Source organism: Amycolatopsis sp. NPDC058986, from assembly GCF_042741125.1.
Classification (GTDB): domain Bacteria; phylum Actinomycetota; class Actinomycetes; order Mycobacteriales; family Pseudonocardiaceae; genus Amycolatopsis.
In genome coordinates this window covers 70,615-83,481 of record NZ_JBHYJW010000045.1, presented here as the reverse complement: position 1 = coordinate 83,481, position 12,867 = coordinate 70,615, and the positions used below count along the sequence as shown (strand labels likewise).

The 12,867-nt window shown below is 68.9% G+C and carries 10 protein-coding genes; 4 read left to right on the top strand and 6 right to left on the bottom strand.

Annotated elements, in window-relative coordinates; all coding sequences use genetic code 11:
* Positions 1 to 39 precede the first annotated feature (39 nt).
* Positions 40 to 1,203, bottom strand: coding sequence for a class I SAM-dependent methyltransferase (locus ACFW0G_RS32260; RefSeq protein WP_378329223.1), 1,164 nt, complete (start codon positions 1,201 to 1,203; stop codon positions 40 to 42).
* A 285-nt stretch (positions 1,204 to 1,488) separates the two neighbouring features.
* Here ACFW0G_RS32260 and ACFW0G_RS32255 point away from each other — a divergent pair, with 285 nt between their 5' ends.
* Genes ACFW0G_RS32255 through ACFW0G_RS32245 form a run of 3 tightly spaced genes read left to right on the top strand, consistent with a single transcriptional unit; the run spans position 1,489 to position 5,037 of the window.
* Positions 1,489 to 2,925, top strand: coding sequence for an MFS transporter (locus ACFW0G_RS32255; protein ID WP_378329222.1), 1,437 nt, complete (start codon positions 1,489 to 1,491; stop codon positions 2,923 to 2,925).
* A complete protein-coding gene (locus tag ACFW0G_RS32250; protein ID WP_378329221.1) occupies positions 2,922 to 4,535 on the top strand; it encodes an FAD-dependent oxidoreductase in 1,614 nt (537 codons plus the stop codon). The genes ACFW0G_RS32255 and ACFW0G_RS32250 overlap by 4 nt, the downstream gene beginning before the upstream one ends.
* A gap of 55 nt (positions 4,536 to 4,590) precedes the next feature.
* Entirely contained in the window at positions 4,591 to 5,037 is a 447-nt protein-coding gene (locus ACFW0G_RS32245; RefSeq protein WP_378329220.1) for a VOC family protein, read from the top strand.
* A gap of 44 nt (positions 5,038 to 5,081) precedes the next feature.
* Here the strand turns inward: ACFW0G_RS32245 and ACFW0G_RS32240 are convergent, their stop codons facing one another.
* Together ACFW0G_RS32240 and ACFW0G_RS32235 are read right to left on the bottom strand one after the other, a co-directional pair.
* The gene (locus ACFW0G_RS32240; RefSeq protein WP_378329219.1) at positions 5,082 to 6,266 is read right to left on the bottom strand and encodes a cytochrome P450; all 1,185 of its coding nucleotides are present in this window, start codon (positions 6,264 to 6,266) and stop codon (positions 5,082 to 5,084) included.
* Complete coding sequence (locus ACFW0G_RS32235) at positions 6,263 to 7,489, bottom strand: glycosyltransferase (protein WP_378329218.1); 1,227 nt, start codon at positions 7,487 to 7,489, stop codon at positions 6,263 to 6,265. Before ACFW0G_RS32235 ends, ACFW0G_RS32240 begins: the two co-directional genes overlap by 4 nt.
* A 301-nt stretch (positions 7,490 to 7,790) precedes the next feature.
* Between ACFW0G_RS32235 and ACFW0G_RS32230 the strand changes: the two genes are divergently transcribed.
* Positions 7,791 to 8,957 carry a class I SAM-dependent methyltransferase gene (locus ACFW0G_RS32230; RefSeq protein ID WP_378329217.1) on the top strand — a complete coding sequence of 389 codons (1,167 nt, stop codon included), beginning with the start codon at positions 7,791 to 7,793 and terminating at the stop codon, positions 8,955 to 8,957.
* Between the two features lie 345 nt (positions 8,958 to 9,302).
* On the opposite strand, the gene ACFW0G_RS32225 is transcribed toward ACFW0G_RS32230, so the two are convergent.
* From ACFW0G_RS32225 to ACFW0G_RS32215, 3 genes are all read right to left on the bottom strand, one after another.
* A complete protein-coding gene (locus tag ACFW0G_RS32225; protein WP_378329216.1) occupies positions 9,303 to 10,481 on the bottom strand; it encodes a glycosyltransferase family 9 protein in 1,179 nt (392 codons plus the stop codon).
* A gap of 170 nt (positions 10,482 to 10,651) precedes the next feature.
* Positions 10,652 to 11,716: a methyltransferase gene (locus ACFW0G_RS32220; protein WP_378329215.1), complete on the bottom strand. Its 1,065-nt coding sequence runs from the start codon at positions 11,714 to 11,716 to the stop codon at positions 10,652 to 10,654.
* 167 nt (positions 11,717 to 11,883) lie between these two features.
* Positions 11,884 to 12,459: an avidin/streptavidin family protein gene (locus ACFW0G_RS32215; RefSeq protein WP_378329214.1), complete on the bottom strand. Its 576-nt coding sequence runs from the start codon at positions 12,457 to 12,459 to the stop codon at positions 11,884 to 11,886.
* Between the last annotated feature and the right edge of the window lie 408 nt (positions 12,460 to 12,867).

Genomic DNA, 12,867 nt, shown 5'->3' with positions numbered 1-12,867 from the left:
GATCAGCGCCGGCAAGGAGGCCTTCACGGCGAACCCCGGCTAGCGAGGGTCGAAGCCGAACTGGCGAAGCCAGTCGGGGCCGCATTCGTTGTTGGCGCCCTTCTTGACGAAGCAGATGTTGTGGTAGAAGTGCAGCCCGGTGACGTGCTGCTCGGTGTACGAGGGCTCGCCGCTCCGGTCCACACGTTCCTGGTGGTGGAGGCCGTCGACGAGCGTCTTGAGGAAGCCGACGGAAGTCAGCGGCGAGTCGACGTCCTGCGCGTTTCCGCCGTAGTTTCCCCAATAGGACGTCTGCAGGTCCTCGATGACGTACAGTCCTCCCGGTTTCAACAGCGGGAAGAGCGTCCCGAACGAGGTCAGGATGTGCTCGCTCACGTGACTTCCGTCGTCGATGACGATGTCCAGCGGACCGATTTCGTCTGCCAGGCCGGTGAGGAACTCCGGGTCGTTCTGGTCGCCCTGGAAAGTGCGGATCCGTGGCCCGGACACCTTCTTTTCGGTGATGTCGACACCGAAGACCAGGCCTCGCCGGAAATAGCGTTGCCACATGTGCAGCGAGCCGCCCTGGTACTCGGTCTCGCCGTACCCTCCGATGCCGATCTCCAGAATCCTGACCGGTTCCTCCTGCCACGGCCGGAAATGGTGCTCGTAGTGGGGGGTGTACCAGTGCGTGCTGCCCCACTTGTCCGAACCGTAGCGCACCGCGAGTTCCTGCAGGCTCGGCGTTTCGCCGGCACCGCCGAGAATCGCCTGCGTCGCCTTGCCGACGCAGCCGATGGGATCGATCTTCCCGGCGAGCGCCGCGGCCCCGTTGTCGGTCGCGAGCTCCGGAAACTCCGGGAGCATGCGGTGCCTCCACTGGGCCGTGCCGCGGAGCCGTTCGGGCGCCAGGAGCAGCCGGGTGAGATCGGCGACCGGGATCTCGATGCGCACCTGCGGGTCCTCGGGTGTTCCCGCGACCGCGGTCATGCCTTTGTCGTCGAAGACGAAGCCGTGGTCGTGATTCCGCGTCGTCCAGCCCACGCTGAGGTGTACCGCTGTCCTCGTGGGAACGGTGACCTGGTTGCAGCGTTCGGTCAGTTCGCCGAGCAGGTAGTGCGCGGCGGCAGGGAAGCCGATGGCGTCGATCGCGGTGGAAATCTCGGCGTCGCTGCCCGCTGCCACGTTCACCAGGACTTCGGCTGCTCGATGGTTGTCATGCACGGGGGAACTCCTTGCCGCAGGGATCGGTCGGCAGCCCGGACCTCGCCTCGGGTACGCCGCGGCCGGTGCCACGCCGAGTCCATCGCACCGCGGTGGAACCGGCCTCGGGCGTGGCTGAAGCAGGCGGGGCCGGTGCCCGCGGGCGAGCTTAATAACCGGATGACAAGTTTATTCATGTACATGGTTGACTCCGCGTCGGGTCATGCCCGATGCTGGGAATCGGTTCAGCCGGGCGCGGCGACGCGCGCCGGTGTCTCTGTGTGGCTCTGTGGGAGGTAGACGGCCGTGCCCAGGTTCGCGTTGCGGTGGTGGGGTTTGGGGGTGGTGATCTGCGCGACGCTGGTGGACCTGATGAACAACCAGATCGTGACGGTCGCGCTGCCGGTCATCCACAACCAGCTGGGTGGCGGTGAGGCCGCACTGCAATGGATTTCGGCGGGTTACGCGCTGGCGCTGGCCCTCACCCTCATCACCGGTGGCAGGCTGGGCGACCGCTACGGCGTCAAACGGCTGTTCCTGACGGGCCTGGTGCTGTTCACGATCGTTTCCCTGGCGGCGGGGCTCGCGCCGAACGTGGGCGTGCTGATCGCGGCCCGGGTACTGCAGGGCATCAGCTCCGGGCTGATGGTGCCGCAGGTGCTGTCGTACATCTACACCGAGTTCCCCGAGGAGGAACGCACGAAGGCGACAGCCTTCTACACGGCCTCGTTCACGCTCGGCAACATCGCGGGGCCGCTGCTGGGCAGCGCGCTCACCCAGGGAAACCTGTTCGGTACCAGCTGGCGGGCCATCTTCCTGATCAACGTGCCACTCGGGGTCCTCGTGGTGGCCGGGATCGTCTGGACGATCCCGGCGCGCAAGGGCGCGCTGAGCCACCGCATCGATTCCCGTGGGCTGGTGTTGCTGGTGGCCGCGTTGTTCGCACTGTTCTACCCCTTGGTGCAGGGGCGGGAACTGGGCTGGCCGGTCTGGGTGATCGTCTTGTTCGTGGCCGCCATCCCACTGTTCTGGCTGTTCGCGCGCCAGCAGCGCGCGCAGTCGCGACGCGGCGGCGAGCCGCTGATCCCGCCCACGCTGCTGCGCTACCGGACGCTGCGGTCGGGGCTGGCCATCCTGTTCACCCTCAGCATCGGGATGGGCGTGTTCTTCGTCCTCAACCTGCATCTGCAGCTGGGACTGGGATATCCGCCGTTGCTGGTCGCGCTCGTCTTCCTGCTGCCCGGTGCGCTGGGCACCGTCGCGAGCAACTTCGCCGCGGTGCGGCTGGCCAAACGGTTCGGGCAGAAGCCCGTCGTCACCACCGGCGTGGTGCTGGCGCTGGCCGGCCTGGCAGCGCTGGCGGTGCTCGTGGCCGGTCTCGGCAGCGCGCTGGCGGCCTGGGTGCCGCCGGTGCCCACGTTCGTGTTCGGCCTGGGGATCGGGGCGGTGATGAACCTGGTGTTCACGCTGTCCCTGGCCGAGGTCGTCCCGGAGGAGGCCGGGGCCGCTTCCGGCCTGGTGGGCACCAACCTCCAGCTCGGCACGGCGAGCGGCATCGCCGTGTCCGGCACGGTGTTCTTCAGTCTCCAGGGAAGCGGCTCCGCGACGGCCACCGCCGTGACGATCGCGGTCAGCGTCGGGGTACTGCTGATCACGCTGCTCGCCGCGGTGTCGATACCGAAGGGGGCGGCTGCCGGAGAGTCCCTTGTGGACAGTGAACGGCACGGGGCGTCGGCCCGATGACAGGGCAGGACTGCCGGGCTCCGGTGCTGATCGTGGGTGGCGGCGTCACCGGGCTTTCCACGGCGTTCTTCCTCGCCCGCCAGGGATTTCGCCCGATGCTGGTCGAACGGCATCCGCGCACGGCGATCGTGCCGAAGGTGTGGGCGTTGAATTCGCGGTCGCTGGAGATCTACCGCGCGCACGGCGTGGAGCGCGAAATCCTCGGCAGGCAGTCGATGCTGGCCCGGCACCCGGCGATCATCGGCATGGACACCCTGAACGGAGAGCCGCGGTTCAGCGGCACCGCGGTCACCCACCCGCCGTCGTCGGTGAGCGCCAGCCCGTGGGCCATGATCGACCGGGACGAACTGGAGCGGCTGCTGCGGGCCCGCGCCGAGGACGCCGGAGCCGATCTGCGCTTCGGGACCGAGATGATCCGCTTCGACGCCGGCCCCGACGGCGTTTCGGCCGTGGTGCGCAGTCTCCACGGCGGTGCCGAATACCGCGTTTCCGCCGACTACCTCGTCGCGGCGGACGGTCGCCGCGCCGGTATCCGCAGCGGGCTCGGCATCCACGCCGACGGCCCCGGTGTGCTGCACAACTCGGTGCACTTCGTCTTCGAAGCCGATCTCGGCGCCGTGCTTCGCGGGCGCCGGTTCCTGGTGGCCTATCTCGACAAACCGGTGACCGGGACGATGCTCGCGCCGATGCGGCAGCGGGGCCGGTGGATGCTCGGCGTGCCGGACCACCCGGGGCTGACCGGAGATCTCGGCCAGGTGCCGGAAGAGTTCTGTGTCGAGCTGGTCCGCCAGGCGGTCGGAGTACCGGACCTCGCGGTGACGCTGGTTCCGCTGGCGGCGGGCTGGGCCCAGAAGCTGACCCGGGTCAGAACCGAGGGCTGGGTCGCGCGGCGGTATCGGGCGGACCGGGTGTTCGTCGCGGGCGACGCGGCGCACGTGCTGCCCCGGGTGGGTTCCCTCGGCGCGAACACGGGAATCGCCGACGCGCACAACCTCGCGTGGAAGCTGGCCGCCGTGTTGCGAGGGCAGGCCGATCCCGCGTTGCTCGACACCTACGAACAGGAGCGCCGCCCGGTCGCGCGGGTCGTCCTGGGCCATTCGACGCGGCTGCTGCGGGCGCGGCAGAAGGGCGATGCCGCCGAAATCGCGGAGCTCGACGACAACACCGTGACCTTCGGCTACCGGTACACGTCGGCGGCCGTGCTCGCCGAAGCGTCCACACCGGACTCTCCGCTGGAGGATCCCCGTGCGCCCAGCGGGCGGCCCGGCCTGCGGGCACCGCATGTGTGGTTGCGCGGCGACCGTACGCGGATCTCCACGCTCGACCTGTTCACCGGTGCCTTCGTCCTGCTGGCCGGGCCCGAGGGGGAGGAGTGGGTGACGGCGGCCAAGGCGGCGGCGGACGTGGTGCCGGTCGACCTCGCCGTGCACCGGATCGGCGCCGAGCTCCAGGACGTCGAGCGCCGGTTCCTGGACAGCTACGGCATCACCGGCACCGGCGCGAGTCTCGTCCGGCCGGACGGCATCGTCGCCTGGCGCGCCACCGGCCTGCCCGGCAATCCGGGCGACGAGCTGCGCCGTGCCCTGCACGACGTGCTCGCTCGCCACTAGGTCGTGTCTGACAAAAGGATCGAGCCCCGGCTCGCCACCGGAGCTACTCGGTAGCATGCAGCACATGCCCATCAAACTTGAGAACGTCGGCATCACCGTTCGCGATCTCGAAGCGGCGATCGCCTTTTTCACAGACCTCGGTCTCACGGTCGTCGGCCGCGACACGGTCAGTGGTGAGTGGACCGACACCGCCGTCGGCCTCGATGGCAACCACGCCAACATCGCGATGCTCCAGACGCCAGACGGTCACGGTCGCCTTGAGCTCTTCGAGTACGTCCACCCCCAGGCGATCGAGTCGAATCCCACTCGTCCCCACGAGATCGGCATGCACCGCGTCGCCTTCTCGGTCGACGACATCGGCAAAGCCCTTGAGACAGCCGCGAAACACGGATGCCGTCCGCTTCGCGGCGTGGCCACCTATGAGGACATCTACAAGCTCACGTACGTCCGCGGTCCCAGCGGCATCATCGTGATGCTCGCCGAGGAGCTGAAGAAGAACTGACGTCCGATCGGCCCACTACGCTCCGGCCGTGTCCGGGGCGGGGCTCAGCGGGTCAGCACCGGCAGGGTGCGGACTCCGGTGAAGTCGGGCGAGGAGACGAAAGCCGGGGGATTCGCCGGATCGGTCCGCAGCTCCGCGAACCGGTCCAGCAGCAGGTTCAGCACGATCCGGCCCTCCAGCCGGGCGAGCGGGGCACCGAGGCAGAAGTGGATGCCGCGGCCGAAACCGATGTGGGGGTTGGGATTCCGGCCCACGTCGAACTGGTGCGGCCGGTCGAACACGCGCTCGTCGCGGTTCGCGGCCGCCAGCCAGAGCCGGACGAGCCGCCCCGGCGGGATGGCCCGCCCGCCCAGTTCCACCTCCGTGGTCGTGACCCGCATGGTCTCCGCGAACGGGGTGAGGAACCGCAGCGACTCCTCGAGCGCCGCCGGGACGAGGGACCGGTCGGCCCGGACCTTGGCCAGCTGCTCCGGGAAGGCGTCCAGGCACAGGACCGTGTTGCCCAGCAGCATCGTGGTGCTGATGTGCCCGGCGAACAACAGTACGTTGGCGAAGTTGACCACCTGCTGGTCGGTCAGCCGCTCACCGTCCACTTCGGCTTCCACCAGATGGGTCAGCAGATCGTCGCGGGGGCTGTGCCGCCGCTGGACGGCGTGCTCGCGCAGGTAGTCCAGCATCGGCCGCCACTTCGCCATGAGCGTTTCGAACTCGTCGCGGGTTTCGGTGGCCTCCGCTTCGTTCGTCGGCGGTTCCATGGTGCTCTCAACCATGGCGTTGGCCCATTCGCGGAACAGCTCCCGGTCACTGGCCGGTACCCCGAGCAGTTCGGCGATCACGATCGCGGGCAGCGGATAGGCCAGTTCGGTCACCAGGTCCCAGGAACCGGTGGTGACCGCGTCGAGCAGTTCCGTGGCCAGAGCGTCGATACGGGGTGCCAGATCGTCCACCGTCTTCGGGGTGAACGCGTGGTTGACGATGGTACGCAGCTTGCGGTGCTCCGGCGGGTCCACCCTGATCAGGCTGCCGTCGTCGAGTTCGCTGGCGAACTCCGGGGAGATCCGCGACAGGTCGGAGGAGAAACGGCCGGGATCGCCGAGGACTTCGAGCGCTTCGGCGTGGCCGAAGACCTTCCAGTACTCGTGGTGCTCGTCGTACTCGACCGGATGGTCGGGTGCCTGCCCGCGCAGCCAGGTGTGGTCGGGGTGGGTGTCCCAGGTGAGCGCTGTCATGTGTGCGACCTCCTTGCCGCGGTTCCCAGTGCGGACAGGCGTTCCGCGGCGATCGCGGCCCCGTCGGTGCGGACCGGGAACGCTCTGGCCCTGGCCACCACGGCGGGCGCGAGGGCCCGTTCGAGAGCGGCGGCCAGCGAGCCGACGGTCGGTGCGCCGGGCGCGTGTGCGCTTCCGATGCCGAGCTCGTCGATCCGCTCTGCCCAGTAGAAGTGGTCCCAGGCCTGCGGAAGGACGACCTGGGGTGCGCCGGCCAGCGCCGCCAGGGTGAGGGTGCCCGAGCTGCCGGCGTGGACGACGGCGGCGACCCGGCCGAACAGCGCGCGCAGGTTGGCTTCCCCGATCGCCAGGCAGTCGGGCCGGTCGTCGATCGGGGACAGTCCGGCCCAGCCGTGCGAAAGGACCACGCGGTGGCCGAGCGAGCGCGCCGCCTCGATCACCACCCTGCTGAACTCCTGGGGAGCGGGCATGCTGCCGAATCCGAAGTAGACCGGAGGGGCGCCCGCGTCGAGGAACGCCGTCAGCTCGGGCGACAGCGGGCGTTCGTCCCGCGGGAGCCACGCGCCCGGCTGGAACACCGTGCCGTCCCCGGGTTCGGGCCACGGCCCGAGCGCCGGGTCGGCGGCCAGCCACGGCCGGTCGGTGAAGATGTGGCTTCGCACATCGGAAACCGGGGGCAACCCGGCCGCGACGCGCTGCGTGTTGAGCGCGGCGCCGAAGGTTTCCTGCCAGCCGCGCGCGTCCTCCTCCCACAGGGCGCGGTTGTCCACCGGCCCGGGAGCGGGCGACTGTCCCGGCAGGAGCGGCGGGGCGTGGTGGGCGGACGGGAGCGTCGCCGGGCAGTGCGTCGCGTAGACGTAGGGGAGGCCCAGTTTCTCGGCCACGGACCGGGCGGCGACCTGCAACGGCGCGAAACCCAGCACCACGTCGCAGTCCCGGGCGGCTTCGAGGATCGCGCCGAACCGGGCCGCCACCATCTTCTCGGCCAGCCGGTTCCGCTCGTCGGCGGTCAGTTCGTGCCAGGCGACCGACGCCCCCGCAGCCTCGTCGTCCAGCCGTGATCCGAGCGGGGCGAACGGGATGCCGAGCCCGGTGATCCAGTCGCGGAAGTCGGGCGGGGCGCAGATGCGTACCTGCCCGCCGAGTTCCTCCAGTTGCGACGCCAGCGTCACCAACGGTTGGACGTCGCCGCGGGTGCCGACGGTCGAGAGTAGTACGCGCACTGTGCGTCCCCCTTTCCCAGACTACTGGCCGATGATTCCCGCACCGAACTCACGAAAGACCGGAACGGGTTCGCGGAGACAAATCTCGCAGCACCGGCCGATTCCGCCGGTGGCGTCACCTACGCTACCAGCTCGGCCTGGTGCGCCATAGTGGAATCCGCGATCCGATTCGCCGGAATCCCTTTTGTTCGCACTTCAGCGGAGTTCGAGGGATTCGCGGTAGATATGCAGGGAGACTCGTCGATGTGATCGTGTGCCGAAAAGCGCGAGAAGCGCCGAGGCCGACCGTGAGGATGACCAAATGAGTGGAGAAGCCGCGCGGGCGACCGCGCTGCTGGAACGCCTGATCGACGTCGCGGACGACGGTGGGCGCCTGCGGGAGACCCTGGCGGGTACGCCTCTTGCCGTGACGGCCCCGCTGCTGATCGACGAACTCGTCTTTCGCGCGGACGATCCCACCAATTCCGAGCCGGTCCGCATCGCCGTGGACGTCGTCGACGGGGACGAGCGGGAAAGCTTCGTGCTGACACTGCGGGCGGGACGGCCGATCGACGTGGCGCGCGGCGCGCCGTCCGGGGAACCGGGCATGCTGGTGGAGTACACCGCCACCCAGCTCGTGCGTACCCTGTTCGGCCTGCCCACGGGCGCCGCCAACGCCGGACGCCGGACCGTGCCGCTCTACGGCCAGCCGCGCGAGGCGACAACGGTTCCGGAGCCCGGGATGGTGGACCAGGTCCATCGCGCCGCGAACGCGTTGTTCGGCGGGACCGATCCCGAGCGGGGCTCGCTGGAGGAGTACGCGGTCCGGTACGGCGCCGACAAGTGGGGCGGGCTGCACTGGTTCACCCCGCACTACGAACGGCACTTCCGCCGGTTCCGGGACCGGCCGGTGCGCGTGCTGGAGATCGGGATCGGCGGGTTCCAGGACCCGGACGAGGGCGGCCAGTCGCTGAAACTGTGGAAGCGCTACTTCCGCCGGGGCATCGTGCACGGCATGGACGTCTACCCGAAGAACGGTCTCGACGCGCCCCGCATCAGGACGATCACCGCCGATCAGTCCGATGTGGACACACTGGTCGCGCTGGCCGAAAGGGACGGCCCGTACGACATCGTCATCGACGACGGCAGTCATCAGAACGAGCACGTGCTGATCACTTTCGCCGCGTTGTTCCCGTACGTGCGACCGGGCGGCTTCTACGTCATCGAAGATCTGTGGACCACTTACGTTCCGGGATACGGGGGCACGGAGGGCGGTGAAGGGGGACCAGGCACCTCCGTCGGGCTCCTGAAACGCCTCATCGACGAACTGCACCACGAAGAATGGACGGGGAAGGCCGAGGCGGAGCCCGGCGGACCCGCGTCCTCCTTGGCGGGCATGTACGTCTACCACAACATCGCCTTCCTGGAGAAAGGCGTGAATCTCGAAGGCGGGATTCCGGAGTGGATTCGTTCGTGGCCGCTTTCCTGAACCACCACGGCATTCCGCAGTGAGGCTTTCTCACTACGGGTTCTGGGGCCGTGGATGTGCTGGAGGATGCCTTCGGTGCGCCGGCCTGGGGGGCGACAAGGGCGTCCCTGGGTGCGTTGGGTGCATCGGGGGCGTCCCTCCATGCCGTGAACGCTCCGTTGCCGACGATGAGCGTCTCGAACGGAGCGTTCGCGACAGCCACGGCCGCAGCGTGAAGCCCCGGCCGCCACGGCGAGCCCTTGAGCACTACGCACCCCGGCCCCGCCGAACGCGGTGAAGGCCTCCTTCACAGCGCTCCACGCTGTGAAGGAGGCCTTCACCGTTCACCGGCAAAGCCGCGCCGGGCTAGTGGGGCAGGTAGGCGGTGTGCAGGTCGTCGAAGGTGAACACGACGTCGGTGCGTCCCCCGGAGATCCGGGACAGCCGGGCGAAATGGTCGGCCATCGCGGCCGGGAAGTCCCAGGTGCCCTCGATCAGCCGGCCCGCGGCGTCGAGGAGTTCGGGCAGATCGGCCCGGATGCGCTCGGCGCACATGCTGGGGGAGCGTGGGCCGTCGTCGTCCACCGGGTCCGGCTCGTTGCCCAGCCACACATAGCACGGGTACCGGGCGAGGTCGGGGAGGACCGAGTAGAACGGCACGCCGGGATTGAAGTAGTGCTCGTACCATTTGTTGCCACTGAGCACGAGCCATGGCGTGCCGACGGCCAGCCCGGCGAAGGAGTATCCGCTGTGCGGGGACAGGAGGAGGTCGCAGCGCTCGATCGCGGCCAGCTGCTCGGCCAGCGGCCGGTCCACCGCCGACACCGCCTCGGTGACCACAGCGGCCAGCGCGTCGAACTCCCGGCGGGAAAACGCCGTGCTGGTGCGCTCGTCCGCGGCGAGTTTGCCGACGAAGCAGAACCGTGCCGAGGGAAACCGCGTCTGCAGGGACTTCAGGATCAGGCGCCAGGAATCCGTCGACGGGTACCGCCAGCGCAGGTCGCTGCCCGCGGGCAGCACGGCGATGGTCGGCGCGCCCCCGGTGCCGGGCAGCACGGATTCGGCCCAGGATCGGGCCGCGGCGGGTAGTTCGAGGCTCAGCCGGTTCCCGGTCCGGTAGGACGGTGCACCGGTGGCCGGTTCGCTGTGGTCCTTGCCGATCTGGAACAGGTCGTGGGCCACATGTCCGGCCGTGGTGCGGAAGTGGTCGCGCGCGTAGTCGTAGTAGCGGGTCAGCTCCGGATAGGCTTCGCGGTGGCTGCTCCAGTTCCGCCCGTCGTCGACCACCCAGTCCCAGTCGCGCGGAATGTGCGCCAGCGCGGCCGGTCCGGGATTCGACGTGACGTCCACTGTGTACACCTCGTCGATGAAGGGGCACCAATGGGCGATGTCGGTCGCGGTGTTCGCGTTGAGCACGATGCCGATTCTGCGGGACGGGTCGGCCCGGTGGTAGCCGAGGCAGCAGTGCACCGCCTCGACCGCGTGGCCGACCTGTTCCCAGTTCACGAAGTTCACCAGCACGGATTCGGCTGCGCGAACGGCCATGTGGCTGATTCCTTCCCCATGAGGTTCTGTCGGTGGTGGTTGGCCGTGATCGACCGGGTGCTGGCCGGCGGGGCCGTGGTGCGAGGTACAGCGAAGGCCCTGAAGGGGTCCTTCCTGGCGCCCAATGCACCGAAGGACCCCTTCACCGCTCGGAAGTCCACAAAGGACAATCAGACGGGGCGGTATTCGAGCAGCGCGAGGTCGCCTTCCTTCGGCTCGGTGACCGGCGCGAACCCGGCGGCCGAGGCGATGCGGTGCCACTCCTCGCGGTTGCGCTCCCGGCCGCCGATGACGGCCATGGCTTCGACGTCGATGAGCTTGCCGTTGTCCCATTCGCCGGGACCGCGGAGCACCTGGTCGAGGATCAGGAGCCGGGCCGCGTCGTTGCCGCCGATGGCTTCCCGGATCCGGCGCAGGATTCGCTCGGCTTCCGCGTCGTCCCAGTTGTGCAGGGTGTGCTTGACGAAGTAGGCGTCGCAGCCGGCGGGCACCTCGACGAAGAAGTCGGTCGGCACGACGGTCACCCGGTCGGCGACCCCCGCCTTCTCGAGGACCTCGGTGGCCTCGGCGACGGTGTGCGGCTGGTCGGCCAGCACGCCCGTGCTGCCCGGGTGCAGGCGGAGGATCTGGGCCAGGAACTGGCCCTTGCCGCCGCCGATGTCCGCGATGCGGGGGAACCGGCCGAAGTCGAACTCGGCGATGAGCTGATCGGTGAGCGGCCAGTGGTTCTGCACCATCGCGCGGTTGAACAGCGCCGCGCTGTCCGGATTGGCCTTGAGGTAGTCGTAGAAGGACATGCCGAACGTGGCGGAAAAGGCCGTCTCGCCGGTACGCGCGGTGTGGGCGAGGTTCTCGTACGGGCGCCAGAACATCGGGTCGGTGGCGAACAGGAGCATGTCGCGGCTGCCGCCGTCCACTCCGGAGGCCAGCCCTGTCGACAGCCGGGTGAGGGCGAACCGGCCGTCGCCGCCCTCGGTGAGGATGCCGGTGGCTGCCACGGCGCGCAGCATGCGGTAGAGGGGATCGGGCTGGGTGTTGGTCGCCGCCGCGATCTCGGCCACGGTCCGGGGTCCGCCTGCCAGCGCGTCCGGCACCTCGAGCTCCACGATCGCGCGCACCGCGCCGAGTATCCATTTGACGTACAACAGGCCCAGTACCCGTTGCTCGGGGGGAAGATCCGCTTCGGACCGGTTGAACTTGTCGTAGACGCCAGGTCCGGTGCCCTGCGTATCCATTGATCGTCCCTCTCGTCCGGTGGTCACCGTCGCATCATCCGGGGCGCGCCTCGTACCCGGCTGGTGCGCGAACGGGAAACCGGTCGCAGGACAGAGGCCGTGGGCCGCGACGGTGATCGCGGCCCACGGCCTCTGCTATGTCCTTTGTGGATTGTTTGGTGGGACGGTCAGCGACCGGCGCCCGGTCCCGCGACGGGGCCGGCCGACCACGGCTTATCGGCACGGGCCTTCGCGATCTCGGCCTGGGACGGCTTGGTGCGGCTGTAGCTGTCGTGGTCCACCATCGTCGACAGGTAGATGTCGTTCGTGGTGGTGCCGTGGGTCGACAGCGTCTGGACGAAGATGCGCTGCAGGTCCCCGCCGAAGAACTGCCCGCTCGAGCTGGTCACCGAGTGGAAGTCCTGCTTGTCGTTGTGCCAGGCGATGACCCAGCCCGCCGCCGCCCCGGTCCCCGCCGCCGGCGTGGTCTCGTAGCGGCCGGAGACCACGAACTTGCCCCACTGGGGTGCGCTGGCGATCTCGTAGGTACCGGTGATCTGGCCGTCCGGGGACGCCTTGAGCGTCAGCACCGAACCGTCGTCGTGGTACCAGACGCCACCGATACCCTGCGCGGCCTTGCCTTCGGCGGTGGACGGCGTGGTGTCCTGCGTGGCGAGCGGGCGGGCCATCGCGCTGGCCGCCGGTGCGGTGGCGACGAGGGCCAGCGCGGCGATGCCGACACCGATTTTGCGGAAATTGGGCATAGTGGAACCTTTCGGACAGATATGACTTGGATACGCGCAGGCCAAATGACCACGGCGCGTACTGTTTTATGAGTGAGCGCCCGCGATGGGTGGTCCACCCCATCGGGGCTCATGCTATTCAATCCCCAGTGGCTCCGAGAACACGCACCGGCCGGTACGTCCGGAGAATGTCGTCAGCCGACTTGATCTTTCCCCCAGTTCGTATGCTATTGTTGGAATTGTTTGGCGACCGATTTCCGTTTGCCGTCCGGGTCGCGGTATGCCGCAACGCCGAATTTTTGGTCGGCGACGGTAATCACCAGCAAACTATCGTGACCTCGCGGCGGCTGTCAAATATGCCGGGTACCGGTTGTTTTGAGCTGCGCCTTTCCCGCTGAGCGAGCCGGCGCGGAACGCGCGGGCCGCGAT

Excerpts from the sequence above, each read along its gene's own strand:
- ACFW0G_RS32250 (WP_378329221.1), top strand. The coding sequence starts at position 2,922 with ATGACAGGGCAGGACTGCCGGGCTCCGGTGCTGATCGTGGGTGGCGGC.
- ACFW0G_RS32245 (WP_378329220.1), top strand. The coding sequence starts at position 4,591 with ATGCAGCACATGCCCATCAAACTTGAGAACGTCGGCATCACCGTTCGC.
- ACFW0G_RS32240 (WP_378329219.1), bottom strand. The coding sequence starts at position 6,266 with ATGACAGCGCTCACCTGGGACACCCACCCCGACCACACCTGGCTGCGC.
- ACFW0G_RS32230 (WP_378329217.1), top strand. The coding sequence starts at position 7,791 with ATGAGTGGAGAAGCCGCGCGGGCGACCGCGCTGCTGGAACGCCTGATC.
- ACFW0G_RS32225 (WP_378329216.1), bottom strand. The coding sequence starts at position 10,481 with ATGGCCGTTCGCGCAGCCGAATCCGTGCTGGTGAACTTCGTGAACTGG.
- ACFW0G_RS32220 (WP_378329215.1), bottom strand. The coding sequence starts at position 11,716 with ATGGATACGCAGGGCACCGGACCTGGCGTCTACGACAAGTTCAACCGG.
- ACFW0G_RS32215 (WP_378329214.1), bottom strand. The coding sequence starts at position 12,459 with ATGCCCAATTTCCGCAAAATCGGTGTCGGCATCGCCGCGCTGGCCCTC.